Raw genomic sequence first — 26,949 nt, 5'->3', positions numbered from 1 at the left:
CATATTTAATTTACGTAAACGTTATGAATAGTCTACACAAGATTGCAGCCGGCTTCACTGTTTTAGTGGCGATGGCTGCCTGCAACAAATACAAAGCGGCTGAGTTCAGCGTGGACAAGCCGGCAACGGTTGCTGCGCAGGAAGATATCGATGCTTACCCGGCATTGAAAAGCTATATCAACCGCGCGGCGCATCCCAACTTCAAATGGGGGGTAGCGCTTGGATTGCAGGAATACCTCGATAAAGGAGTAAAATACAGGTTGGCCAATAAGAACTTCGACGAAATAGTGCTGGGTTATGAAATGAAGCACGGTGCGGTGGTGCAGGCCAATGGCAACCTGGAGCTGACAAAAGTAAAAGCCCTGCTGCAAACAGCTGGTCAGGCAGGCATGTCGGTGTATGGTCATACCCTTGTATGGCATGCCAACCAGAATGCCGCTTACCTCAATGGGCTGATTTCACCACTGGTGGTGACCTCTCCGGCCTATGCCAATGACCTGAACCTGGCGGGATTGAAGGATAAAAGTTTTACCGGCTGGAACCGGGCCAGCGTTGGTGCGGGTATTACTGTAGCAGATGCCGAAGGTATGGGAACGGGCAATAAGGCAATAAAGCTGGTATCAACGGGGAGTTCAGCTGCGGCTACGGACCTGCAATTGATCACACCTTCCATTGCGGTGAACAAAGCACACAAGTATGAAGTAGTGATGTATATTAAGTCGGACATAGCCGGCGAAGGCCGTATAGCTTTTGAAGGGTTGAATAACAATACGCCTTCCATCGACTGGACCAAATCGGGCACTGCTACGGCTACTTTTACTACAGGCATCTCCTGGAAAGAGATCCGTTTCCAGATCAATGATTTTGCCGGTGATAATATCAAGCTGCATATTGACCTGGGGTATAAACCGGGCGTTACTTATACTGTCGATGTGAACAACCTGTATGTGTTTGACACGCAGGGCACGCCTGCGATCAATAACCTGGTGGCGGGTGGTGATTTTGAGACCGGCACGGGCTGGGGAGGCTGGGGTGGTGCTTCTACCCGCGGCATCACGGCCGATGGTATGGGCGTGGGTAATAAAGGGAAAGCATTCTTTGTGACCAATCCCACGAAATCTGCCAATTATTGGGACGTGCAAACGAGTTATCCTTTTGCTGCTAACCTGAACAATGGGGAAACCTATGAACTGAGCTTTTGGGTGAAGGGTACGGCTGCAGGCATTATCCGGCCAGAGCTGCAAAGTGCCGATTATTCTTCCAATGGGTTTGGACAGGTGGCAGTAACAACGGACTGGAAACTGGTGACGATCGCTACGCCCACTACGTCGGCAGACCGGAGCCGGTTGATATTCAGTTATGGTGAATTTGCTGGTACCGTGTATATCGATGATGTAGTACTCAAAAGCAGTAAGGCAACAGGCGGCACAACGACAATAGCAGAAAAATCACCCTTTGAAAAAACGACTATCATTACGGGGGCGCTTGATAAATGGATGAAGGGCATGCTGGAAGTGAGCAAACCATATGTGAGGGCCTGGGATGTGGTGAATGAACCGATGGATGATGGTAAACCCTATGAACTGAAGACTGGTGTTGGCAGAACGCTGGCTGCCGATGAATTTTACTGGCAGGATTACCTGGGGAAGGATTATGGTGTTATGGCCTTTAAGCAGGCCCGCCTATACGGCAATGCCAATGATACGCTCTTCATCAACGATTACAACCTGGAATACAACCTCGATAAATGCCGGGGGCTGATCGAGTATGCGAAATACATTGAAAGCAAGGGCGGTAAGGTAGATGGCATTGGAACGCAAATGCATATCTCCATCACTGCTGACAAAAATAACATTTCGGAGATGTTCAAGCTGCTGGCTGGTACGGGCAAACTCATCAAAATATCCGAACTGGATATTGGTGTAGGCGTAAAGACCACGGCTGCTACTGCTGAGCACTACAAGGCACAGGCGGAGATGTATAAGTATGTGATCGATAAGTATTTTGAACTGATCCCTGCCAAACAGCGTTATGGCATTACGATCTGGAGCCCGCTGGATAGCCCGGCCAACTCGAGCTGGCGCGCCGGTGAGCCTATCGGTATCTGGACAGAAGCTTATGTACGCAAACTGGCTTATGCTTCGGTGGCCGAATCACTGAAGGCAAATACGAAGTAAGGCACAAGGCATATCCAACTCGATCCTATGATGTTGATCAGAATTGTATGTTTGTTGGCATTGCTGGCAGGGATAACAGGTGGCTGCAACCCTGCCAGCTCCGACGACACGGTGCTGCAGATCGGTACCTATCGACTGAGCCGTACGGAATTTGAATCTATAAGTCAGGGTGCTACCTATAAAGCATTAACGGATGAACAGTTGCGAATGAGGCTGGTGGAAGAAGGGAGCATACTGTCTTATGCCCGGGAACATGGGTATGATACTATTGAACTGCTGAACCGGCAACTGGACTATGCTCTACGTTATTATGTATCGTCGGTGGATGGCTATCTCTGGAATAAAAAAGTGAAGCCTTTACTGCAGGTCTCTTCCGAAGATATCCGAAAGGCGCAGGCCATGCGTACGCAGGAATATCAATTAGAGTCCCTTTATTTTCCCAATGAAGCATTGGTGAAGAAATATTGTACCGCTAACCGGCCGTTGGCTACTGCCCGCGATTTTTATGCTGTCCGGGAAAAAACAAAGGCAGATCCGCAGGTTAACTTTTACCGTGGTTTTCGTCGCTATCCCTTTTTTCCGCTTGGTGTTTACCTTCCTTCGTTGGCAGAGGCCCGTGTGGGGGAAGTGTGGGGTCCCATTGAAACCTTATCGGGGTTTTTCCTGGTGCATGTGGCAGATAAGAGAGCTATAACGCCAGGGCCTGTTGAACAGGAACAGCAGGCTATCCGCGAAGAACTGCTGCTTGGTTTAAAGGAAAAGTATATCCGCGAAAGTCAGCAACAGGTGTTGCGGGAAATGAAACCTCAATTACAGGAAGAGGCCATTGCCCAAATAGCAAGCAAAGCGGATGTGAAGGAAAGAACATGGCGGGGTGTGGATCCCGATCTGCTGCTTATGGAGTACGAATTTGCTGGTACACATAGCAGGTATAAGGCAGCTGATCTTATGGAATTTGTTCAATGTCAGCCCATGTTTAGCGGATCTCTTTCCAAACCTGATGATGTAAAGAAAATGCTCCATGCCCACCTGGTCGGTATCAGTTTGTTTGCCCAGGCGCAACAAATGGGGATGGATACGGATTCGGCTTATCAACAGCTCAAAAAGCGGTATCAGCAGGGTATTTTCATACAACACTTTAAACAAGAGCAAATTTATCCGAAGATATCCATTGGAGAGGCAGACCTGGAAAGGTATTACCAGGAGCATCAAAAGGAGCTCAACTGCTTTGCATCCGCTGAGTTGTTATTATATAAATATTCCAATAAGCAGCGTGCTTTTGAAGGCCGTCAACTGATCTTAGATCACCATACGCACAAGATGGACGGGAAGGGGAAACCTTTGCCAATAGGAGAAAGGGTAGCGGTACAGGTAAAAGATACCCTATATAGCAAAGCTGTTATTGATGCCATCGCCCGGTTGGGGCCGGGAGGCATATCCATACCCATTGAGGAAAATGGGCAGCACCTGGTAATATACCTGGTCTCGAAAAGTGGTTCCGGACCTACACCTTACAAATATGCCAAAGAAGGGATCAGGGAACTGCTCTTCTCCCAACAAGAGCAAGCACTGATAACCGCACTTGAAAAAGTCTATCCGGTAAAAGTGGATCATATAAAAACAACCCTGGAGCAATCGAAGCAATAAATAAGTTATACCATTAATTGATGACTGGTCAGATCCTTTGTCGCTAATCATTAAATCATTCAAATTCCATCATTATGAAAAAGATCCTTTTAGCTTTTGCCATACTTTTTACATCCGTGACCAGCAGTTTTGCTTACCAGGAAGTGATTTATTGTAATCCAATGGTAGGTTATGCCGGAACATCGGTGAGTATCAATGCGACCTGCAGTTATATAAAATTTGATTGTTCCTGGTATAGTTTTACAGGTAGTTCCAGCGCCGGCAGTGCGGTTGCTTATGGCGATATACTTATTGGCGAGTACAGCTGGTGGACGGGTAATAACTCACCTTCCTATAGCAGTGGCGCCTTTTACAGCCGTTATTGGGGATCCGTTCAAATGACCATGAGCGCTACTAATTGTTACGGTGAGTCGAAGCTTGAGTGGATGCCTTAATCGTCTACTGTTATTTTCAGATCGTTAAATAAGACCAGGATCATCATTGATGGTATAAGCCCGGCTAAGCTGTAAGAAGCTTGTAGCCGGGTTTCTGTATTTGTCACGATAAGCGGGTTGGCCGCCTTTTTACTATTTTTGCCAGGATGCATGAGCACTTTATTACTGCCATTGAATATTTTATCCGTCTTGATACCGCGGAGAAGGAATTTATATCCTCACTTTGTGTTGGTAAAACCTATCAAAAGGGAGATTATTTTTTACGTGAGGGACAGGTATGCCGTGAAGTAGGCTTTATTGAAAAAGGCCTGATCCGTTATTGCGGTACCAAAGACAATGGGGAGGAAATAACGCTGCATTTTGGAAAGGAAAATGAATTTACCAGCAACTACCAAAGTTTTTTGGATCATTCGGCATCACAACGCAGTATACAGTGCCTGGAGGACAGCGAAATACTGGTGATATCGTATGATAACCTGCAAAGGCTCTATACGGAAGTAAAAGAAGGACAAAAGTTTGGCCGCCTGATCTGCGAGCACCTTTATTTGCAGGCCCTGGCTCAAATAAGCTCTATCTATACCGACACACCAGAACAGCGCTATCTCCATTTTGTGCGGGATTATCCCGATCTGCAGCAGCGTATTCCCCAATACTATATTTCTTCTTACGTAGGTGTGAAACCTCCTTCCTTAAGCCGTATAAGAAAAAGACTTTCCCTGTGATTTATTAACCCAGGTGAATGAACTGGCCAAAGCCTGTTTTTACCTTTGTTGCCTGCCCGGCCTGATGCCGGGTGATCATCTTCTTTTACATGCTTTAAACAATTTGCTCATGTTACTCTTTAATGTGATCCTGTTGATCCACTTTATTGCTTTTGCTGTTTATCTCTGTACGCTGCTGGCTCAATGGCGGGATTATGATACGCGTGTGCGGGGCGCGTTGGGGCTTATATTGGGTATTGTACTGCTGGTGAGTGGTATTGTGCTGGTGATCATGAAATACCCGCATGTGAATTACTACAAGGTGGTGCCTAAAACGGGGTTGTTTGCCCTTGTGACGATCCTTAATATACGGTATGGTGGTAAGGTCTATAGCCGCTGGGCCTACTACACATTGATCGTGGCCACGCTGCTTGCTGCCTGTATTGCTGTTGTGCGGGTATAAAGGTATTTGTCCCTATTACTCAATTTTTGTTACTCATCAGCATGATGGCTGCCATGGTCTCTATGCCGTCGAATAAATTGCTTAACCGGATATTGCCATTACCGGGGAAAGGAAGTGGGAGGCACTCTTTGTCTATATTCTTTTGCAGGCCGGCCGGGTCTGCTGCCACATTGGGGATTGTCAACAATTCGACAAATTCATGGATCGTATTGACGGCATTCTTAGCTGCGTATTTCCTGACGGTAAGGATATCTGGTGATTGGGCTGCCGCTAATTGAACTACCAGGGCACCGGTAAGGCAAAGTAAGAAGGGCTTTCTCATAAAAGGTAATTTAGTCTTTACAGTCAGATTGGTTTCTCATGGGGAAATGATTTAGCTGACTACAAGATTCATGGACCTGGCTCCAAGATAAGTCAATCCAGCTTATGTTTTTGCCAATCATGAAAAAGGAGGGGTCACTTATTCGAAGTAAATTGTTTGTATATCGCCAGCTATGGCAGGCGATTACGGTAACTTATCCTTCATGAATAAAAACAATGTATGAAAGTATTTCCCGCCTTTCGCCGCTCAGTTAGTTCCAGTTCGTTTTTGAAGTTCTCTGTAAGAGTGTTGGTGCTGGCCAGCATTTTCCTCGTGTCCGTCAATATTGCCAGGGCGCAACATTGCCCCGACGGGTGTACGGTTAATATCAATGGGCCCACTTACGTTAGAGTGGGGGATACGGCTACCTATACGGTAATGCCCAGTGCACCCTATATCTCTTACAACGCCCAATGGGATGACCTGGGTTTTATGCCGGGTTATGCCGATGTTATTGATCAGGGTATCAACGGATCAGGGGAAGAATATATAACCTTGCGCTTCACCAATACAGGATATCCCTGGTTTACCTACCTGGGATCGTATTCCTGTTGTCATGGTCAGGATTTTGACGAGATGTCTATCTGGATCGCACCCTGATCTCATGGGGAATAGTATAAGCAGGCCCTTCAGGTCATTTGAGCTGAAGGGCTTTTTATTGGGGCAGTGGTAAAGTAAGAGCCCTTTGATGTGATCGCCTCGGTGGCCAATATAGGGGCTTTGGCCAGCTTTTGTGCCAATGCAAGGTTGTCCATACCCTTGTTGTATTTATATAACAGAAGTTCATGACCGGACAAAAAAATGAAAGCATAGAGTATATTTACCCGTAAATAATCCATATGAAATTTGTTATAGGGCTGATGACAGGGATTACTTTATCAATTATCTTAATTCAATCCGTTATGGCGCAAGAGTCTCCTGCGGGCAAACCCGATACAACATTTCATATTTATCTGTTGATCGGTCAATCGAATATGGCAGGAAGGGGAGCTGTAGATTCGATCAGTAAAGTACAGCGGCCGCGTATCCTGATGCTGGATAAGAACAGACAGTTTGTACCTGCTACAGATCCCTTGCATTTCGATAAAAAGGAAGCCGGGGTAGGACCGGGCATCAGCTTTGCGGAAAGCATGTTGCCGGCGGATGGGGCTGTCAGGATTGGCCTGGTGCCGGCAGCTGTAGGCGGCACTTCGATCACGCTTTGGGTGCCGGGGGCATATGATTCGATCACTAAAACGCATCCTTATGATGATGCCATGGTCCGGCTAAAAGAAGCCTTGAAATACGGTGTATTGAAAGGGATACTCTGGCATCAGGGGGAATCCAATTCAGGGAGTTTTTCTGTCAGCCCCACTTATATGTCACAACTGGAAGCTCTCATAAAACGAATAAGGGTGGAGCTTCATGTCCCCGATGTACCAGTGGTAGTGGGAGAGTTGGGTTATTACCGGCCGGCTTTCTCCCACTTCAATGCGATGTTGAAGCAGGTGCCGGACAGTATTGCATTCAGCGCTGTGGTGAGTGCCGAAGGATTGGGGCATAAGGGCGATAATTTGCATTTTAATACAGCTGCTGCCAGGGAACTCGGTAAGCGATATGCCGTTAAGATGAAGGAATTGCAACAGGCGGCGCAGGGGCTTTCGAAATAGGTGAAGGGGGTAATATAACCAGGCAAATGTTTCAGGGTTTAAAATTATTTTTTACTTTTGTTCCTATGAGGATGTCTCCTACACTTTAATACTTCTTGATCAAGTCACCCAGACTTATCACCTCTCCCTGGGGCGGGGTTAGCGTGTCATTATTATCATTATACAACTACAGTCTAAACGTAGGTCTTCACTATTAAAATTAAGTATATGCAAGCATTGCTGGATAGCGATCAGCTGGAAGCATTTATTCATACCGGCTTTATTCGTATTAACAACGCCTTTTCAACAACCATAGCGGAAAAAGCCCGGCAAATACTTTGGCAGGACACGGGCTGCGATCCGAACGATCCGCAAACATGGACAAAGCCGGTAGTGCGGCTTGGCATGTACACACAGGAACCTTTTATCCAGGCAGCCAATACGGCCATTCTTCACCAGGCTTTTGATCAACTGGTAGGTAAAGAGAGGTGGGTGCCCTGTACAAGTATGGGGTCTTTCCCAATACGCTTTCCATCTGCTGTTGATCCTGGAGACGGGGGCTGGCATGTAGATGCCAGTTTTCCGGGAGCTGATCCGGGTAATTACTTCGACTGGCGTATTAATGTACGATCAAAAGGGAGGGGACTGTTGATGTTGTTCCTTTTTTCGGATGTTGGAGAACGGGATGCTCCTACGCGGATACGTGTGGGATCGCACCTGGATGTGGCGAGGATGTTGCAGCCGGCCGGTGAAGAGGGGCTTTCGTTCATGGAACTTGCACAAGGGTTGCCTGCATTACCGGCCAGGGAAGAAATACTGGCCACGGGTGAAGCAGGCACGGTTTATTGCTGTCATCCATTCCTGGTACATGCTGCACAACCACATCATGGTACTGTGCCCCGGTTTATGGCGCAACCGCCGCTTTTACTGAGGCATGATCTGGTGATCAGTGGGCCTGAAGAGGGCGGCAGTCCTGTGGAGCAGGCTATACGTATGGCCCTGGAATGAGGATGTTTTATGATTGATGAGGTAACGGACTGTTAACCTCAGGTGGCCGGGCTTCAATTGATTTATTGGTAACTTCAGGGACTAAAACGGAAAACTATGGGTAAAAAGAGAATCCTTTTCCTCACGGGCGATTATGCCGAGGATTATGAAACGATGGTCCCTTTCCAGATGTTGTTGATGGTAGGTCATGAAGTACATGCGGTATGCCCAGGCAAGCAAAAAGGGGATAAAGTGCAAACGGCAATCCATGATTTTGACGGGGCACAAACCTACAGTGAAAAGCCCGGCCACCTTTTTGAATTGAACTATTCCTTTGATGAGGTAGACCCCGAGAATTATGATGCGATCTGTATAGCAGGTGGACGTGCGCCTGAATACCTGCGGCTGACTCCCCGGGTAATTGATCTGGTACACCATTTCAATCATTTCAATAAGCCTATTGCGGCTGTATGCCATGGTATACAGATACTTACAGCTGCCAATGTAGTAAGAGGACGTAAACTAACGGCTTATTATGCAGTAGGTCCGGAAGTAACGCTGGCCGGCGGAGAATACATGAATGTGGCAGCTACGGAAGCAGTAGTAGATGGCAACCTGGTAACCTCTCCGGCCTGGCCCGGCCATCCAAAATGGATCGCAGCTTTCCTTGAGGTGCTGGGTACGAAGATTGAATTATAAGACTGCTGGTTAGATGTCTGTATATTTTTGTTTGGCCAGTTTGTTGGGTTTCAGGTAAACGTATTCCCGTTGAGCATCAATAATGATGTTGAACCGTTTCAGGATGTCACCGCCCATGACGCTCATCTTTTGCCGTCCGATGGCCCCCTGAAAGAAACCCACGGGCACATCAGATAAAGCAGCATTGCCTATCTTCAGTGTGGGCAGGATAGCCTTTTGTGTCTTCAGCACATTACCGTAAGAGTCCTTTAATTCTTTCGTGCTGATAATGGGTAAGTTTTCTCCAATATTGGTCTCGCTGGCAAACTTGTCATCGAACAGTATTGCTCCTGCATAACCTGAGTGGATCAGGAACTTATTCTTAAATGTTGCTTTACCGATCTGGCATTCAGCTTCCAGGAATAGCATGTCATTGTCGAATGTTAGTTTGAGCTTTTCATATTTCCGGGTATTGGCAGGAAGTGCAGCAAGCACTTTGATCACTCCTTTTTCGAAATCTATCTCTATGACCTTGTTTTGGAAAAGGTCTGTTCCGAATTTACCATCAGTGAATTGCCCTGAGTTTTTGTTTTCCCCAATGGGTACACCCGTCCATTCCATTTGTCCTATCTGCAATACATTGTTTCTGCTAAACCTGGAAAAATTACTGGCTCCTCCCCAGCTTTTTACCGTATCGGTGCCTTCGAAGTGCAGGCTGTTTAAACGTTGGGTGGTTACTTCTATTAGGGTAACGGCACTGGCAGCAGTATGGAACATTAAATGAACGGTATCTTTTTTGTTCAGGACGGCCTGTACGGACATATTATTATAAGCTGTTAGTTGAAAAGGGATATGGTAAACAGCTGCTGGTTTTGAGGTTTCTCTTTGCTCCTGCGCCAGGGTTGGCTGGCAGGCAGAGATCAGTAGGGCGGATACGAACAATTTAGATAGTGACATAAGGGTATATAGCTTTTGGACCTCCTAAATGTACAACAGTGGCTGTCAGGAACCAATTTAAGGGATGAAATCGGGAAGTTTCCCGTAGTTTGGGTTATCTTCAACGCTTTAACCTGAAGGATCAAACCAACAACTTATAACCATTCCATATGGTATTAAATTTTCTGTGGATCGCTTTTTTCCTGATCGCCTTTGTAGTGGCCCTGATAAGACTGTGTATGGGAGATGTGGTGGTGTTCAAAACGATCATTGACGGGGTCTTTGAAACGGCCAAGACGGGGGTTGATATCTCGCTTGGACTGATTGGTGTAATGGCGCTGTTCCTGGGTTTTATGCAGATCGGGGAAAGGGCGGGCGCAATCAATGTATTGTCGCGGATCGTAGGACCTTTTTTTAGTAAACTGTTTCCGGGGGTACCCCGTAACCACCCGGCGATGGGGCATATGATGATGAACTTTTCGGCCAACCTGCTGCAGCTGGACAATGCGGCCACGCCGTTTGGCCTGAAGGCGATGGAGAGCCTGCAGGAGCTGAATAAGGACAAGGAAACGGCTTCTGATGCGCAGATCATGTTCATGGTGCTGCATGCTTCGGGATTGAGCATTATCCCGGTAAGTGTGATCGCGCAGCGGGTGATCGTGGGTTCGAAGAATGCTACGGATATCTTTATTCCCTGTGTGATCTGCACTTTTGTAGCCACGATGGTGGCGATGATCATTACAGCTTTTAAGCAGCATTTCAGCAGCCGGCAGTGGATGGCCATTATTATATTCAGCCTGGTGGGTTCGCTGGTCCTTGGGGGACTGGCTTTCTTCCTGCGGCACCTGAGCACGGAGCATGCTACCATCTTTTCAAATGTATTGAGTACGGGGCTGATCTTCCTGCTCTTTGTGGTGTTTATCCTGGGCGGCATGTATAAAAAGATAGCGGTGTATGATGCATTTATCGATGGCGCCAAACAGGGGTTTGATGTGGCGGTGCGGATCATTCCTTACCTGGTGGGGATGCTGGTGGCCATTAGTGTATTGCGCAACAGCGGAGTGTTTGATTATATTATGCAGGGAGCGCGCTGGTTCTTTGCGCAACTGGGTGTCAATACTGATTTTGTACCTGCTTTACCCACAGCGCTGATGCGGCCATTCAGTGGCAGCGGCTCGAGGGCGATGATGATCGATGCGATGAAAGCCAACGGGGCTGATAGTTTTGTGGGCCGGTTGAGTTGTATGTTCCAGGGATCATCGGATACGACTTTTTATGTGGTGGCCTTGTATTTTGGTTCGGTAGGGATCAAGCGCACGCGGTATGCGATCCCGGCTTCTTTGCTGGCCGATCTGGCGGGTATTATTACGGCGATCATTGTGGCGTATAACTGGCCCTGGGGGTAAGAAAGGCATCAAGGCAACCCCGCCATGCGAGGGGGCAAGAGGCAACGAGGGGATTGAAGCGAAGCGTTAATACAGGTCAATTGTAAAATAGTAAAAGGGCTGTCAACTTAAAGCTGACAGCCCTTTTTTCGTTATCGGTTTTCGTAATCTGCGCGATTGTTACTCCTTCAATTAAAACTCGTAGGTCTGGAACCTGGAGGTATAGAAAGTGAGCCTTGGGTTGCGGGTGCCTCCTTTACCAATTACGCCATAGGTGAGCAGGGTGTACATCCTGCCAGCCACGGGAGTAATGCTTGAGGTGCCCAGGTTGACCGTACTGCCGGGCAGCCTGAGGGCAAAGCCCCGCGCTCCTGTTCCTACAAATATCTGTTTGAATTCGCTGGCTGCCTTGTAAGGTACAGCAGATGCCATAGTAGCGGCGTCTGTAGTACCATACAGGTCAAGTGCAGGGGCACCCATGGTTGCATTGACCAGGCGTATGAAATACTTTCCTGAATCTGCCACCTGTGTAAAATTCTCTTCCACCAGGAATAGGGAAGGGGTGGGCAAGGAGTCGACCATAAAAGCAGTATAGGTCTTTTGATCGCCCAATGGTAACTGGACGTCTAACACTGGTATTTCAGGCCTGGTGCCGCCAGCAGGTATAACAGCTTTCAGGGTATTTGTGCCGGCAGGTAAAAGGCTATATTCCAGTCCGGGAAATACACCACCACCGTATGTTACATTGGTAGCCCCGGTTATTTTATTGCCATTCACATACAGTTGCAGGCCTCCCTGTGCAGCTGTGTCGGGAAGGGGGTAGGCATTGGGCACTACATGTACAAATTTAACTTTGGCTTTGTTGGTCTTATCTTCAAAAGTATAGATCGATTTGTATTCTTTCTTACAGCCTACCGCTGCTGCTATCAATATAAATAATGCTAGTCTTTTCATGTTAGTTTAGTTTACGGTTTAACAAACCACATTTTGTCGGTATGGTAATTATCCCTGGTGGCTCCGATTGCTTCTAAGGCTTTTACGTTGTAGGAGTATTCCGTTGTCTGAGGTCTATACCTTTGTACCAACAGACCATCATTGCTGCTGCTCATTTTATTCAACTCGGGGATTACATATCCTTTGAATACAGTAGTATCGTAGTTATATCTTCTCAGGTCGGCCCAAGTCTCTTCAAATCCCCAACCCCATAATGCGATGTACTTCTGGCACATGATGTCTTTGAGGGTAAGGTCTGCATCAGTCTGTGCTACAGCAGCACTGCCCAGGTAGGTAGATTTCTGGGTGGCTGTGATGGTGCTTGATCCAAGGCCGCTCACGAAATCCATGCTTTTATCGATACCTTCTTTATAAGCTGTATAGGCTACGCCCAATTGAGTAGCTTTTAAAGCAGCTTCTGCTTTGATGAACTGGATCTGGGAATAGGTCATGATGGGGAAGGTGATGGTATCGCGGTAGAGGTATCTGCCGGGCCAGGGAGCTGCAAATCCACCGATTATAGCAGGAATCCTTTTGGTATTGGTGGTGGGTGTGGCATTGGGATCACCGTAGGTAGGGATGGCCCCATAATAGTTGCCATCAGCGCTTTTCTGTAACATGTTGCCGATCCGGGGATCAGCAATGGTTACACCCCTGTAGTAGCCATTGAGCATGTTAAGGATCACCGATGACTGTATATAAGAAAGGGAGGTGAGATTGGCGCGTTTAGGACCTAAAACAAAAGCATCAGAAGTGGTAGCTGACCCACCCACTGTACCATTGTACTGGATACGTGCATTGTCGGTATTATCAGCCATTGATTTATTGGCATATTCAATTACTTTGGCCGGATTGTAGGTGGATTTATTGGAGATGTGATTGGCATTGATGGCCAATACACCATAAACAAATTTTACCCAGCGGTCTTTGTTGCCTTTGAAGATATAATCACTGGAAGCCAGCATCGGTTTGTTGGTTTCCTTGGCGAAATAATCCAATGCTTCCAGGCATAGTCTTTCTACTTCCTTGTAAATTTCCTCCTGGGAGTCGTAATCAAATACAAACCGATTTGGTGCCCACGCCTGTTTCAGGATCATTTCTCCGTAGTGGTCGGTACACAATTGCCAGCTCCAGGCCCTTAAAGCATTGGCCACGCCGGCATAGTGCCATTTTTCGTTAATAATGGCATCAGTTTTCATTTGGTTGATGGCCAATCCCAATTTGGTATAATGCATGGTCCACATTTCAGTACCACCTGCAGACGCATGCCCTTCTACTGCATCGTTGGCAGCATTGCTTACCCAGTTTTGAACGTATTTACCTGTGTAGCGACCATCCAATCCGAGGGCATGTCCCATATAGGACTGTATGTGTGGAAGTAATGCTTCTGCAGTAGTTTGCTGAGGCGTGCGGGGATCTACATTGACATCGAGGTATTTCCGGCACCCTGTGATGGTAAAAAGTAAGATTGTTATATATAGAACCTTATATTTTTTCATATCCATTGATTTTGATAATTAGAAAGAAACCCTGAGACCAAAGTTGATACCTACTGGCAAAGCCAATGCGCCATAATCATAACCCTGGCCACCATAACCACCAGCAGAAGCAGTCAAGCCGCTTACGTTGGGATCTACGCCTGTGTAATTGGTGAGTATGAATAAATCTGTACCGGTAACGAATATGGAGCCGGATTTAAAGAAGGAATTCTTTTTGGTGAGCCAGCTGGTAAAATTGTAAGAAAGGGTGGCATCTCTCAGTCTGATCCAATTAATATCCCTCTCAAAATAATCTTCTACGTTGTAGATATTGTTGTAATACCCGTTTTGATAATAAGGAGTAACGCTGATGGTGTTGGCAGTGGGATTAGCTGTATTTTCCAATCCATCTTTCAGTACACCTTGTATTACACGGGGTGTTTCTCTGTCGGCAGTCCTTTTGCCCAGGCCAATGTTATTTAATACCAGGTCGTTGGCATTGAAGATATCGCCACCTTTGCGGATATCGAAGTTAAAGTTTAAGCTCCAGTTCTTATACCTGATGGTATTGATGAAGCCAATTTTAAAGTCGGGATTTCTATCGCCCAACATGCTTCCAACTGTGTCTCTGTATGGCAATCCACTGGATGGATTGATGAGGATCTGGCCTGCATTGTTTCTTTGGAAGGCGGTAGCACCACTTGCTTCTACACCGAGCGCGCTGATAGAGTTGCCTTCGCGATACATTGCTTTTACACCACCAAAGGGTACCATGTCATAATCGGCAATGTAGAACATGGGCAAACCAACGGGCATTGCGGTGATCCTGTTGACGTTCTTATCAAAGTTTACGGTCACATCCCAGTTAAAGTCTTTTGTTTTTACGGGAGTACCTGTGAGCATTACTTCGATGCCTCTGTTGCGGATAGTACCTCCGTTGAGCCATTTGAGAATGGCGCCTGATGCGTAGCTAACACGGGGGGCTAATATCTGGCTTTTACTTTCTACATGGTAGTAGGCTACATCGATACCCAACCTGTTTTTCAGGAATTTCATTTCCGTACCAACTTCATAGTTGTAGGTAAACTCAGGGGTGAGTTGTTCGTTGCCGGCATACACACTGAGTGCAAAACCACCACCTGTGGTTTGTACAGGTACATAGCGGTTGTCTGTTACATAGGCCGACTTGGCTGTTTTACCGGTCTTACCGGCGGAAAACCTCAGTTTACCATAATCCAGCCATGACATGGATTTGAATGGCTCCAGCTCTGAGAAGTTGAAGGCTAAGCTGGCTGCAGGATAGAAGAAGAAGGCGGGGTCTGTCCTCTCGGCCAATGTTGTCTCTGGCCTTACCGGTCTTACGAGGGTGGAGGCGCCATCATACCTGGCAGAGAGGGTAGCGAAGATGATGTCCTTATACCCGGCCTGTGCCTGTCCAAACCAGCCTACATTCCTTACCCTGTTGAGGGTACTTTTTGAACGCATAGTAGTGGGATCGGTATTGTTGATACTGATGTATTCAGGAAGGTAAAACCGCTCACCACGCATGGCGTTTACTTCATATTCTTTCTGGTCGAAAGCAAAACCGGTAACGAATTGTGTACTTACATCGCGGAATTGTTTGGTAGCTATCGCTGTAAACTGACCAGTGTATAATAGATTGGTCTCTGTGAAGGTTTCAATATTACCACCGGTGGAAATACCTGACCTGGATTGGGGGTTGATAAAAGTAAACCCAGTAGTGGTTTGCTGGTCAACACCCAGGGTGGTCTTCAGCAAGAGCCATTTGAAAGGCTTGAAATTCAGGTTTACATTACCGATAAAGTGATTGGTCTCATCCTCGCTTCTGTTTTTTTCCACATCCCAATAGGGGTTGTCGATCTCGCTGGTAGACCCTTCGCTGATCTCCCTGCGGGAGCCATCGGGATTCAGGTAGTTTTTGATGTTGTCATCACTGGGCCAGGTAAGCAGGCTAAGCAAAAAGCCAAATTGACCTTTGGTAGCTTTCCGTGTTTTAACGGTTACATAGTTCAATGAAGACTGGATGTCAAATTTGGGAGAAAGGATCGCACTACCGGTCAAGCGTGCAGAGAATCTTCTGTAGCCAGTTTGGGGCACGATACCATCCTGGTCAACATAGTTGGTAGACAGGCGGTAAGAGTTCTTCTCGCTGCCTGATTCAACAGACAGGTTGTGTTTCTGTGTGAAACCGTTTTTGAAGAAACCTTCAATATTGTTGTAAAGGGTTGCTGTGTCGGCAAACTTGGGACCGAGAAAGGTTCTGGTCAACAGATCTCTGTTACCAGCTGTTCCTCTTCCATATATCTGTTGAATTTCGGGGAAGCGTGTCACTTTTTCAACTCTAAAGGCATTGTCATAAGAGGTGAGGCTGCGACCGGCTTTTGCTTTGCGGGTAGTGATGATGATAGCGCCGGAAGCTCCTGCATTACCGTAAAGGGCGGTAGCTTCAGGACCTTTCAGTATGTTGATGCTTTCAATATCATTGGGGTTAATATCACCCAACCTATTGGTATAGTCGTTATTGCGGTTGGGCCCATCTGATACGAGGGCGCTTTGGTGAAAGGTGGAGTTGTCAACGGGCATACCATCGATAACAAATAAGGGCTGGTTACTGCCATCCATGGATACAGCGCCACGCAGCATGATGCCTACGGAGGCGCCCGGCAACCCTGTAGTGGTAGTGACGGTAACACCGGCCACCCTACCTGCCAGGGCAGTGAGCAGGTTTTCCCTTTGTGCTTGTGCGAGGTCTTCCCCTTTTACCTGTTGGGTAGAATAACCGAGGGATTTTTTGCTTCGGGGTATACCCAGGGCGGTAACTTCCACGGCATCCATCTGGTTTTGAGATGAACTGAGCTTGATAGTGATCTCTGCATTGTCACCAACTGTAACTTCCTTGCTGGCATAGCCAATATAGGAAATAGCGAGTACCTGTCCTTTTGCGGCCTGGATGATGAACCGGCCGGAAGGATTTGTTACTACTGATTTTTTGGTAGTCTTGTTGGTAACAGTGACGGAAACGAGCGGGGTATTGTCTTCGGAATAAATGGTTCCGATGACGGTTCGTTCCTGCGCGTACGATACGGTAACGCCTGGCAGTAACAGGAACACTGCCAGCAGCAGCCGAAGGGTCTTTCTCATAAGCTGAGTTTTTTAGCTTTTAAGTTATAAACAGTCGTTGTATACAATGAGTTGCACAAGGATAAGGCCGCTGGTTACAGAGAATACGGTTATTCAAGAGGTATTGCAACCTCCCGGTATAGGATTATTGACTTAATAAAGTTTAGAGTACTTCAATACCTGCATCACGATAGGGCTTTAGCATCGGATCGTCCGGTGATAATTCAGTGATGAGTGTATGGATCTTATTCACTTCACAGATATGGATGGGCTGAAGAGAGTTGATCTTTTCAGCAATGGAAAGGCAGACTACTTTGCGGGAAGATTCGATCATTGCTTTTTTAAGGTGAACCACATCCCAATCACTGTCGGTGATGCCGTCTTTAATGCTGATGGCATTGACACCGAGGAAGCAGACATCGGCGCGGATGCGTTTTATCTGTGCGATAGCCTCACTGCCCACGGTTATTTTTGAGTTCTTAGACACTTTGTCGCCAATCAGGATCACTTCAATAGTAGGGTGGTGCATGTATTCGAGCACAGCAGGGATACTGCCTGATATAAAGGTGGCTCTTAACTGTGGTGGTAATGCCCGGGCCAACTCAATGATGGTAGTGCCGCCGGTGGTGAGCACAAACATGCCATCTTCTACGAGAGATGCGGCTTTTTGCGCTATTATCTTTTTATGATCATGTGAATAGACGTTGTTGGAGGGATAGTACACCTGGTTGAAAGAGTGGGAGAGTGCTCCTCCGTGTACTTTGATGATCTTGCCTTCATCGGCCAGTTCCTGTAGGTCGCGGCGGATGGTATCTTCTGATACACTGATTTCCAGACTAAGGCTGGAGGACAACACTTTGTTATGGAGGTTGACCTGGTGTAATATATAAGCCTGTCGTTCCTTCTTAAGCATCGGTTAGTGGGTTAACACGCACAAAGTAGGTAAATTACCGCATAAGCTGGCAGGAGTTGCAAATTAAATTTGCAAGATGTTGTAAATATTCCTGCAAATACCTGATATGGAGGCTGGTTGTTATATAATTTAGTTCACATGTAGGCTATTTTTGCAGGACTATGCGGAAATAGGAAGGTAGAAAGTCCGGATAATCGCTGATTACCAGATTTTAAACGCGGATTACGCGGATTGTAGAATTAGGCGGATTTCCGGTGGGAGTTCCAATAGTTTGGCCTGCATTTTACGCCAGCGTTCTTCCTGGGCTTTGTAGCGGCCTTTGCGGTGCTGGTCTTCGAGCCATCGGAGTTTCTTCTCGCGGGCCTGACGCTTGCGCTCTTTTTCGAGGAGCTCGGCAGTGTTGTCATAACTGCTTTTCCAATGGTTGCGGCCAATGAGGCGTCGGTAGCGGCAGCATTTGGGATTGCTGTTGCGGTGCTTGAGGCGGGTCTTGTAGTCCTTTGGTCTTTTGACGGGTTGCTGTTTACGGCCGGTTTGCAATGGGATGCCGGTAGCTTGCTGGTAAAGCACCCAATACTCCACATAGGTTTTCCAGAGGTAATCATAAGCTTCCTGGGGTGTGGCTTCCTGGTTGAGCCTATTGATGGCTTCGCCGGTGAAGTCGCGGTACATCCAGAACTGTCGCCAGTGGAGGGGCAGGTCGCTGTAAATGGCAGCAGCGATCTTAGAAGCCACGGCCAGCCGGTTGGCATAGAACCTGGTTTTGGCAAAAGCAGGGTGATGGAGGACCTTCTCGCGGGTGAGGCGGCTTTTCTTGCGTACGAAGTAGCGGCCCTCCATCTTGTAAAAGGTGAGGTCGTCCCAGGTACACTCGAAAAATAAAGGTCCCAATACTTCGGCCATAGCGGCGATGATTTGAATAATTAAATTTACTGATGATTTTTATATTTTGGGATAAGGGTGACCGAAATGACTATAATGACCAATAATGACCAGAATGACAATATTGACCGGAATGACCGGAATGACTAAGGGGTAGGAGAACAAGGTATTAGCTATTAGGTGCCAGGTATTAGCAGTACATAATTGATTATTAATTACTTATTATTGGCTTGAGGGTGATTGAGAGGTTGGAGGGGTGCCAATGTTTATGAAAATGCGCCTTTACTATGGATGTAGTACGGAAGGACTATGGATCAAAGTGGGAAGGTCCCGTTAGGGGTCATGGAAGAAAGCCTGAACGTAACAATTGCGTCATAAAAAATAGGATGCCTTTTTGAGGCATCCTATTTTTTATGGAAAAGTTACTATTTAAATAACTACTCCCAGCCTGGATTCTGTTTGAGCACACCAGCAGGATACAGGGATATCTGTCCTGTAGGAACAGCCGTCAGGTAATGTTTGGGATCGATAAAGACGCGCTTGGTAGCTGCCGTATAGGTCATGATATAACCAGCAGCATTCCGCAATACTTTGCCATTGTCGGGCACTTTAGCACCCAGGAAAATATCAGGATTCTTTGAGTTGTCCAGGTATTCGCCTTTCTTCCAGCGCATGAGGTCCTGGTAACGGAAACCATCCATCATCAGCTCAACGCGCCTTTCACGACGTATTTCCCAAACAAGGGAGGTTACGTCAGCATCTTTCTTCGGATCGGTGAAGGTGGCTCCGCCCACACCCACTGTCTGGCCACCCATGTATTCGAGCTTGGCTACGCCTGCACGGGCACGCAACAGGTTGATGGATTTATCCAGGTCGGCCTGGCCAAAGGTGTATTTACCTAACTGGTCCAATTCTGCCACTGCCTCTGCATAATTCAGTAATACTTCAGACAGGTAGAAGATAGGGGCATCGGTCTCATTGTTCGGCGCCAATTGGGTAGCTGCCGGATTCAGGAACTTGGAAGGACGGTAGCCTGAACTGGAACTAAGACCACTTACGAGTGTACCATTGTAGCACAGGAAGGTGTCGATGGTTACCAGCAGTCGTTGATCGCGGTTGGCGCGTACTTTTTTGATATCTGCATCACCCTGGTACAAGGGCGACAGCCCGATGGGTAAACCATCGGTAGCCACATAAGATTCAACGGCCGATTTGGTAAGGCCATGCATCTGGGTGGAACTATTGGTGTAACCGATCACGGAGTGTGTCATAGCACCGGGCACATAGGCTTTGTACAACAGTACTTCTTTATTGCCAGCCAGGTCCATGGAGCTATACAGGTCTTTATAGTTGCCGAGTTTAAAGCCGGCAGCCATTACGAGTTCAGCTGATTCTTTGGCGCCCAGTAACCATTTGTCAGCATCAGGTAAGGCGAGTTCTGTGTGGTACTTGCGATAGGTACCTTCAAAAAGGCAAACCCTTGATTTGAAAGCCAGGGCCACATTCTTATTGACGGTATTGGTAGCATCGGTCCGGAGATTGGCAATGGCATAATTAATATCCTCCAATACGCTGTCCATGATCAGTTTTCTTGGATCGCGTGGTTTATAAACGATCGCGGTATCGGTAATCACCAACGGTGTTCCGATCCAGGGTACATCACCAAAGGTCTTTACTTTATTGAAATAGTCAAATGCGCGAAAGAAACGGGCTGTTGCACGCCAATGGTTCTTGGCTTCATCGCTCATGGGAACAATGTTGACCCGGTTGATCATGATATTGGCCTTGCGGATCAGGGTCCAGTCCCAGGTGCCATTGGTAGCAGCAGCTACGGTGGGGAAAGTATTCAACCCTGTGTTGGCTTGGTCATCGGTAAAAGTGGAAAAATAGAAATCGGCCGTTGTACCAGTACCAAAACCGGTAAACAGGTTATAAAATTCCCAGCTAAACGTTTTTACGTTGTTTTCGCTGGTCCAGTAATCTTCATCGAGAAACTGATCCGGCACTTTCGTTTCTAAGTATTTGGAACATCCGGCCAGCGATAAAGCTGCTGCGGACAGTGCAATTAATCTATGTGTAAGTTTCATATTTCAGATTTTAATGCTACACAAATCGGTTAAAGTGTTACCTGTAAGCCAAAGGAGAAATTCCTTTCGAAAGGGAAGGTCCTTCCCAGGAAGTTGAAATCACCACCATCGGTAATTTCCGGATCGAGGGGAAGCCCTACGTTGGAGATCTCTGCCAGGTTTTGACCACTCACGTAAATGCGCAGTTTCTGGATCTTATATTTTGTAACGAGTGCAGCAGGCAATGTATACCCGAGGGTAATGTTCTTCAGGCGACAATAAGCCAGGTTCTGCAGGTATTTGGTTTGCGGATAAAAGTTGTTGGCGCCATTGGCCAGGCCGCTGATCTTTCCGGTAATATTACCGATAAAGGGGCGGGGATAGCGGGCATCTGTGTTGGTGGGTGTCCAGTAATCCAATTGGTGTGCATACAGGATATCAGCACCCTGGTACATGGGGATGGCGATATTGCCAATACCCCAGTAATCACGTTTGCCTACGCCCTGGATGTAGATGTCGAGATCAAATCCCTTGTAAGTACCACCGAGGCGGGCACTGTATTGATAACGTGGCTGGCTGTTGCCGATCACCTTCATATCACCCGGATCGAGTGCACTGGCCTTGCCTCCATTGATCAGTTTGTTACCATCGAGGTCTTTGTATTTGATATCACCAGGGCCATACACGAATTTATCTCCGGCAATGCCTGTCTGGCTGGGCGAATTGGTTACGTCATCAGCAGACTGGAAGAAACCATAGGTTTCAAAGCCCCAGATCTCACCCCATACTTTGCCTTCATAATTTTGGCTGATAAGTTTGGAAGGGTTGTCCCATTTGGTGATCACGGCTTTGTTATCGGCCAGGGTAAGTACACCATACAGGTTAAGGTCTTTGCCTACATTCATATTACCATCGATGCTAAGTTCCCAACCACGGTTGCGCAATTCTCCGGAATTGATCTTGGGAGCTGCGGTACCGAAAGTGGCCGGTATGGCCGGATTGATGAGCATGCCGGAGGTAGTACGCTGGTAGTAGTCGAAAGTAACACCTACTTTATTGTCGAGTAAACGGATATCGGTTCCTAAGTCGATAGTGGTTACTTTTTCCCAGGTGAGGGACTGGGCTACGGAACGTGGCGAGAGGATGGTTGGTACACGGGTGGTGGTACCTGGTGTGATCCAGCTGGCTGTGGAGTTGCTCATGGTCTCCAGGTAAAAGTTGCCGCCTACATCCTGGTTACCCACTGATCCGTAGGACGCCCTGAATTTCATATCAGAAACAACAGGCTTTAAAACGTCCATGAATGCTTCTTCGCTGATGCGGTAACCTGCAGAGGCAGAAGAGAACCAGGCCCAGCGATCATCGGGAGAAAAGGAAGAGGATCCATCATAACGGCCATTCAGTTCCAACAGGTATTTGCCCTGGAAATCGTAGTTGATACGACCGAAATAACCAGCATAAGCATTTTTAGAATGGCTGCCACTGGCGAATTGGTCACCTGTAGCAAGACCGAGTTCATCCTTGTCAGGATCGAGCAGTGACCTGCGCTCAGCCGTAAAGTTGAGGTACTCGTTCTGTTCCATGTTCACACCAGCGGTTACTTTCACATTGTGGTCGCTAAAGAAGGTCTTGTTGTAAGTGGCGTAAGCATTGAGGGTATTGACGAGGTACCGGCCGGTACCATAGGAGGTGCGGTCCTGGGAAACGGTGGCCACATTGGCCAGTTTGGGATATTCGGTAGCCCAGAAGTCGTAAGCCATTACGGGACCGCCTGCTTCATGGCGTAATACGTTATCGCGGCCAATGGTATAGTCGGCGCGGATATTGAGGTTTTTGGTGATCTTAAAAGTAGCGCCCAGGTCAATACGGCTGTAGTTGTCCACTACATTGTTGGTATTGGCCTGTGCCATATAAGCGGGGGTATGGCGGAAATAATTGCCATTGTAAGTACCATAAGGGAAATAAGAGCCCCAACGCCAGAAGTAGTACCAGTAATCCTGGTATTGGAAAGGATACTCGTATTTGAAGTTGCGGTACATCATTTTGGCATCCACATCCAGCCAGGGAGTTACAGAAGCATTGACAGCTGCAGTAATGTTGTACTTCTTCACATTATCGGGGTTCATTTTCAGGATACCGCCTTCATTGCTGTAGCCTGTAGAAACGTAATAACCTACTTTCTCACTGCCGCCCCTGATGCTGAGGTTTTGTTGCATTTCACTGCTGTAGTCCTTCAACATGATATCCTTGGCATCCCACACCCGGTAGAAATACATCCTTTTATCGGTGGTGTTGTATTCAAAGTCTTCGCCTTCTACCATTTCATTGCTCTTCCTGTTGTTGGCATATTTCTGTTGCCAGTTCTTGATCCCTTCCCTGAGGGTGGTCAGTTTCATACCGAAGATCTCCGGATTGGTAATGTTGGAGCGCTGGGAGGCTTCATCGAGTGCTGTGAGCTCGGGAACGGGATCGGCAAAATCGGGTAAGGTGGTGGGTTTATTCCAGGAAAAGTTGTTGGAGTAAACGATGGATGTGCGCTGGTTACGCTTGCCCGATTTGGTTTTGATCAACACCACACCAAATGCGGCGCGTGCACCATAGATAGATGTAGAGGCGGCGTCTTTTAATACGGAAACGCTTTCTATATCATTGGGGTTGATGATGGACAGGTCGGGAGTTTCTACATTGTCCACCATGATCAATGGTTTGCTGGTACCACTTACGGAGCCAATACCACGGATATTGATACCGGGGCCGGCGGTGAGTCCTCCATTGCTGTAGGTGATGGTCAATCCGGGCACCACGCCTTGTAAGGCTTTGGCAGGATCATTGACGGGCCTGCTTTGCATGGTCTTGGAAACATCAACTGTGGTAACAGCGCCGGTAAGGTTGGCTTTTTTCTGTGAACCGTAGGCTACCACCACTACCTGGTCGAGGGAGGAGTTGGAAGGTTCCAGTTCAATGATATAGTTAATGGCATTCGTTATTCCTACTGTTTGTGCGGTATACCCTACATAGGATACTTCGACGCTTTTGTCGTCGCTTAATTGAATAGTGAATTTTCCGCTGGCATCGGACACGGCGGTTTTTTTGCTTTTGCTACCAGTAATGGTAGCAGCGGCAATGGGGGTCCGGGTCGTTTTGTCGATGATTTCCCCGGTAATCGTCTGCCCGTAAGCAAAGCCGGTCAGGCAAAGCAACACAAGCAGGAATAGTGGTTTTGTCTTACTCATAAAATGGTATTTAAAGTGTATGGAGCCTCGCTGATGTTCTTAAGGGACCGGAAGGATAAGGTAGAGTGGAAGGGATCAAAGCACCTCTATGCCGGCATTGACATAAGGTTGTAAAAAAGGATCACCTGGTGGTAATTCGGTGATGAGTGTATGGATGCTGCTTACGGGGCAAACATGTACGGGTTTTACGGCATTGGTCTTTTCGGCAATGCTGAGACAAACTACTTTTTGGGAGGATTCGATCATGGCTTTTTTCAGCTGTACTACATCCCAGTCGCTATCGGAAACGCCCTGTTGTACATGGATCGCATCTACACCCAGGAAGCAGAGGTCGGCGCGGATATGCCCGATCTTGGAGATGGCATCTCCTCCTACGGTAATGCGGCTGTTCTTTGATATTTTATCTCCGATAACAATGACCTCGATATTCGGATGGTGGAGATATTCAACAATGGCGGGCAGGCTGCCGGAAACAAAGGTGGCCCTGAGTTGAGGTGGTAATACCCGGGCGAGTTCCAGGATAGTGGTGCCGCCGCTGGTTAGTACATACATGCCGTCTTCAATGAGTGCCGCGGCTTTTTCGGCTATTATTTTCTTATGGTCATGGAGGTAAATATTGCCGGCCGGATTGTAGATATCGTGAAAAGAGTGGGAGAGGGCGCCGCCGTGGACCTTGATAATCCTGCCATCTTCTGCTAATTCGTGCAGATCTCTGCGAATTGTGTCTTCCGAAACATTGATTTCGTTACTCAGACTGGAAGACAATACTTTATTATGCAGGTTTACCTGCCGGAGTATGTAAGCTTGTCGTTCTTTTTTAAGCATATCGGCCTTGGTTGATGGCCCAAATTAGGTATAATATCGCATAAAGCAGCAAAAAAATGAACAAAATGACATATATTACATCAAAGCTTGCAATGTTTGCGTGGAATTTGCGGGTTTTGTATTGAGGCTGAATCCTTTCCGGAAAAACAGGACCCGGCAACGGGTGAAGAACCGGAAGCGGAAATTTAAAGAGTTGATGGCTGGATTGGGTATATAAAATAAGCGCTACCCGGAGAAAACTGCAAAATAGTGTGGAACCAAAAGGGCGAAGGTGAATTTTAAAAAGTGATTACCTATTGTGTTTTCATTTTGTTAATTGATCAATATCGTTACGGTTAGTAACATCTATTCAGTAGCATTGCTCGTATACTATCACCGGTTAGTAGTATTATCATCTTTATTTTACCGTAAAAATTATTTGATGAGTTTTGTATAATAATATTTTCTGTAAATTTAGAAACGGTCTGCGTTTTACCTGGTGACTTGCGTCCATGTAAAATGTAGCAGCATAATCAGGGCACGCACAAACCTTACCTATGATATTAGATACAGTGAACGTTGCGCTAGTTGACGACCATACTTTATTTAGAAAAACGCTAAGAACCTTTCTTTCAGAGCAAAAGAACATTAATGTACTTATTCACGCCAGCGATGTTTTTGAGCTGGGGACGAAACTGGGAGGAACGAAGGTTGATGTGTTGATCATGGACCTTTATCTTCCGCAATTAAGCGGGGAAGAAGCCTTAAAATTTATCAGGGATCAATTTCCCGACCTCAAGATCATTGTTTTGTCTATGTGCACAGATGTTGTGCTGATCAATACCCTACTGGACATTGGGATCTACGGGTATGTTTCGAAGGCCGACGAACCGGAGAGTTTGATCCTGGCGATCAATTCGGTTTCCGAGAATCGTATTTACCGAAGTAAGATGCTCACGGAAGCGCTTTACTGGAGCGCCAAAAAGAATGTGACGGGCAAAAGTGTGATCTTCGATATGCGGGAGCGCAATATACTCCAGTTGTTGTGGGAGGAAAAAAGCAACCGGGAAATTGCCAGTGAGGTTTTTCTCAGTGTCCGGTCGGTGGAAAAGATCAGGCAGGATATGAAAGAGAAACTAGGTGTAAAATCAACGATCGGGTTGTTGAAATACGCACTGACTAATAATATTATTAAGAATCAACAATCTACAGACGTAGGATTATAAACGTACCTCATTACGATGTATACTTTTTTGTGGCCGGATCGTTCGCGATCCGGTTTTTTATTTTAACGCCCGCTTCCATTTTTCGTAATACCCGTATTTTGATTTAGCAGGAATACCCAACGGGGAACTGATTTTTTTTGATTTATTTGTGCTGAACCTTGTCCTTGATCTCTTGTAAAACCATCCTTTTAGTCATACCCATATCGTTGAGTGCAGTATAACCGTACTTGCAGTAGCGATAGCTTTATTGTTGTATTAACTGATGTAAAAATTTCCGGGTATGGCAAATTTTAACACTGGATGGTATTTGATGTACACCAGGCCCCGTCATGAGAAAAAAGTAAAAGAACTGCTGGAAGACCTGAAAATGGATTGTTTTCTGCCGGTCACGCAAAAAGTGGCGGCTTACCGCAGTAGTAAAAGAACGGTGGTAGTGCCGTTGTTTCCTTCCTATATATTTGTATACCTGCGGGACCTGTCGGATTATTACCAGGGGATGCAGGTGGAGAGTGTATTAAATTATGTAAAAGTGGGCAAGGTCATTGCCCGGGTGGATGGATCGATCGTGGAAAACATAAAAGTGGTCACGGAAAAAGCGCTGGAAATCGATGTTTCGGGCAGTTATTTTTATCCGGGACAGCAGGTGGTTATCCATGAAGGCCCGCTGAAAGGGCTTTCCTGTGAAATTGTACAGTTGAGTGAAAAGAAAAAAATACTGGTGCGGGTACATTTATTGCAACGTAACCTGTTGTGTAATCTTCCATCAGAAAGTTTATTGATCGCATCCTGATAAAATAAAATCTGGTTACGCAGGCA

General features: G+C 46.8%; 22 protein-coding genes. 12 read left to right on the top strand and 10 right to left on the bottom strand.

Annotated features, from left to right (window positions below; all coding sequences use genetic code 11):
• Window positions 1–23: 23 nt before the first annotated feature.
• The 5 genes from D3H65_RS11635 (at window position 24) to D3H65_RS11615 (ending at window position 5,422) form a co-directional block, all read left to right on the top strand.
• A complete protein-coding gene (locus D3H65_RS11635) occupies window positions 24–2,177 on the top strand; it encodes an endo-1,4-beta-xylanase (RefSeq protein ID WP_119050477.1) in 2,154 nt (717 codons plus the stop codon).
• Between the two features lie 27 nt (window positions 2,178–2,204).
• Window positions 2,205–3,824 (top strand): peptidylprolyl isomerase, encoded by a 1,620-nt coding sequence (locus D3H65_RS11630; protein ID WP_162915567.1) that lies wholly within the window; start codon window positions 2,205–2,207, stop codon window positions 3,822–3,824.
• Between the two features lie 74 nt (window positions 3,825–3,898).
• On the top strand, window positions 3,899–4,258 hold the full coding sequence (locus D3H65_RS11625; protein WP_119050475.1) for a hypothetical protein: 360 nt from the start codon (window positions 3,899–3,901) through the stop codon (window positions 4,256–4,258).
• Between the two features lie 146 nt (window positions 4,259–4,404).
• Window positions 4,405–4,980, top strand: a complete 576-nt coding sequence (locus D3H65_RS11620; RefSeq protein WP_119050474.1) for a Crp/Fnr family transcriptional regulator — start codon at window positions 4,405–4,407, stop codon at window positions 4,978–4,980.
• A gap of 109 nt (window positions 4,981–5,089) precedes the next feature.
• The gene (locus D3H65_RS11615; protein WP_162915566.1) at window positions 5,090–5,422 is read left to right on the top strand and encodes a hypothetical protein; all 333 of its coding nucleotides are present in this window, start codon (window positions 5,090–5,092) and stop codon (window positions 5,420–5,422) included.
• 19 nt (window positions 5,423–5,441) lie between these two features.
• Here D3H65_RS11615 and D3H65_RS11610 read toward each other — a convergent pair whose 3' ends face one another.
• On the bottom strand, window positions 5,442–5,744 hold the full coding sequence (locus D3H65_RS11610) for a hypothetical protein (RefSeq protein ID WP_119050472.1): 303 nt from the start codon (window positions 5,742–5,744) through the stop codon (window positions 5,442–5,444).
• Between the two features lie 219 nt (window positions 5,745–5,963).
• Here D3H65_RS11610 and D3H65_RS11605 point away from each other — a divergent pair, with 219 nt between their 5' ends.
• From D3H65_RS11605 to D3H65_RS11585, 4 genes are all read left to right on the top strand, one after another.
• Entirely contained in the window at window positions 5,964–6,383 is a 420-nt protein-coding gene (locus D3H65_RS11605) for a hypothetical protein (RefSeq protein ID WP_119050471.1), read from the top strand.
• Window positions 6,384–6,685: 302 nt separating this feature from the next.
• Window positions 6,686–7,432 (top strand): sialate O-acetylesterase, encoded by a 747-nt coding sequence (locus tag D3H65_RS11595; RefSeq protein ID WP_162915565.1) that lies wholly within the window; start codon window positions 6,686–6,688, stop codon window positions 7,430–7,432.
• A 207-nt stretch (window positions 7,433–7,639) separates the two neighbouring features.
• Window positions 7,640–8,419 carry a phytanoyl-CoA dioxygenase family protein gene (locus D3H65_RS11590; RefSeq protein ID WP_119050468.1) on the top strand — a complete coding sequence of 260 codons (780 nt, stop codon included), beginning with the start codon at window positions 7,640–7,642 and terminating at the stop codon, window positions 8,417–8,419.
• Between the two features lie 96 nt (window positions 8,420–8,515).
• A complete protein-coding gene (locus D3H65_RS11585) occupies window positions 8,516–9,097 on the top strand; it encodes a DJ-1/PfpI family protein (RefSeq protein WP_119050467.1) in 582 nt (193 codons plus the stop codon).
• 9 nt (window positions 9,098–9,106) lie between these two features.
• On the opposite strand, the gene D3H65_RS11580 is transcribed toward D3H65_RS11585, so the two are convergent.
• Window positions 9,107–10,033 (bottom strand): hypothetical protein, encoded by a 927-nt coding sequence (locus tag D3H65_RS11580; RefSeq protein ID WP_119050466.1) that lies wholly within the window; start codon window positions 10,031–10,033, stop codon window positions 9,107–9,109.
• Window positions 10,034–10,182: 149 nt separating this feature from the next.
• Between D3H65_RS11580 and D3H65_RS11575 the strand changes: the two genes are divergently transcribed.
• Complete coding sequence (locus tag D3H65_RS11575; protein WP_119050465.1) at window positions 10,183–11,418, top strand: nucleoside recognition domain-containing protein; 1,236 nt, start codon at window positions 10,183–10,185, stop codon at window positions 11,416–11,418.
• 171 nt (window positions 11,419–11,589) lie between these two features.
• On the opposite strand, the gene D3H65_RS11570 is transcribed toward D3H65_RS11575, so the two are convergent.
• From D3H65_RS11570 to D3H65_RS11535, 8 genes are all read right to left on the bottom strand, one after another.
• Window positions 11,590–12,351 (bottom strand): DUF4397 domain-containing protein, encoded by a 762-nt coding sequence (locus tag D3H65_RS11570; protein WP_119050464.1) that lies wholly within the window; start codon window positions 12,349–12,351, stop codon window positions 11,590–11,592.
• A gap of 11 nt (window positions 12,352–12,362) precedes the next feature.
• On the bottom strand, window positions 12,363–13,889 hold the full coding sequence (locus D3H65_RS11565) for a SusD/RagB family nutrient-binding outer membrane lipoprotein (protein ID WP_162915564.1): 1,527 nt from the start codon (window positions 13,887–13,889) through the stop codon (window positions 12,363–12,365).
• An 18-nt stretch (window positions 13,890–13,907) separates the two neighbouring features.
• The gene (locus D3H65_RS11560; RefSeq protein WP_119050462.1) at window positions 13,908–17,030 is read right to left on the bottom strand and encodes a SusC/RagA family TonB-linked outer membrane protein; all 3,123 of its coding nucleotides are present in this window, start codon (window positions 17,028–17,030) and stop codon (window positions 13,908–13,910) included.
• A 142-nt stretch (window positions 17,031–17,172) separates the two neighbouring features.
• Complete coding sequence (locus tag D3H65_RS11555) at window positions 17,173–17,922, bottom strand: DeoR/GlpR family DNA-binding transcription regulator (protein ID WP_119050461.1); 750 nt, start codon at window positions 17,920–17,922, stop codon at window positions 17,173–17,175.
• Window positions 17,923–18,144: 222 nt separating this feature from the next.
• Window positions 18,145–18,825, bottom strand: a complete 681-nt coding sequence (locus D3H65_RS11550) for a hypothetical protein (protein WP_119050460.1) — start codon at window positions 18,823–18,825, stop codon at window positions 18,145–18,147.
• 416 nt (window positions 18,826–19,241) lie between these two features.
• Window positions 19,242–20,891 carry a RagB/SusD family nutrient uptake outer membrane protein gene (locus D3H65_RS11545; protein ID WP_119050459.1) on the bottom strand — a complete coding sequence of 550 codons (1,650 nt, stop codon included), beginning with the start codon at window positions 20,889–20,891 and terminating at the stop codon, window positions 19,242–19,244.
• A 29-nt stretch (window positions 20,892–20,920) separates the two neighbouring features.
• On the bottom strand, window positions 20,921–24,103 hold the full coding sequence (locus D3H65_RS11540) for a SusC/RagA family TonB-linked outer membrane protein (protein WP_119050458.1): 3,183 nt from the start codon (window positions 24,101–24,103) through the stop codon (window positions 20,921–20,923).
• Between the two features lie 75 nt (window positions 24,104–24,178).
• A complete protein-coding gene (locus D3H65_RS11535) occupies window positions 24,179–24,928 on the bottom strand; it encodes a DeoR/GlpR family DNA-binding transcription regulator (protein WP_119050457.1) in 750 nt (249 codons plus the stop codon).
• Window positions 24,929–25,464: 536 nt separating this feature from the next.
• On the opposite strand from D3H65_RS11535, the gene D3H65_RS11530 reads away from it, so the two are divergent.
• Together D3H65_RS11530 and nusG are read left to right on the top strand one after the other, a co-directional pair.
• A complete protein-coding gene (locus D3H65_RS11530) occupies window positions 25,465–26,133 on the top strand; it encodes a response regulator transcription factor (protein ID WP_119050456.1) in 669 nt (222 codons plus the stop codon).
• A 280-nt stretch (window positions 26,134–26,413) separates the two neighbouring features.
• Entirely contained in the window at window positions 26,414–26,923 is a 510-nt protein-coding gene (nusG, locus tag D3H65_RS11525; protein ID WP_119050455.1) for a transcription termination/antitermination protein NusG, read from the top strand.
• Window positions 26,924–26,949 lie beyond the last annotated feature (26 nt).

Source organism: Paraflavitalea soli (assembly GCF_003555545.1).
GTDB lineage: Bacteria > Bacteroidota > Bacteroidia > Chitinophagales > Chitinophagaceae > Paraflavitalea > Paraflavitalea soli.
This window is presented reverse-complemented; position numbering and strand designations above follow the sequence as displayed.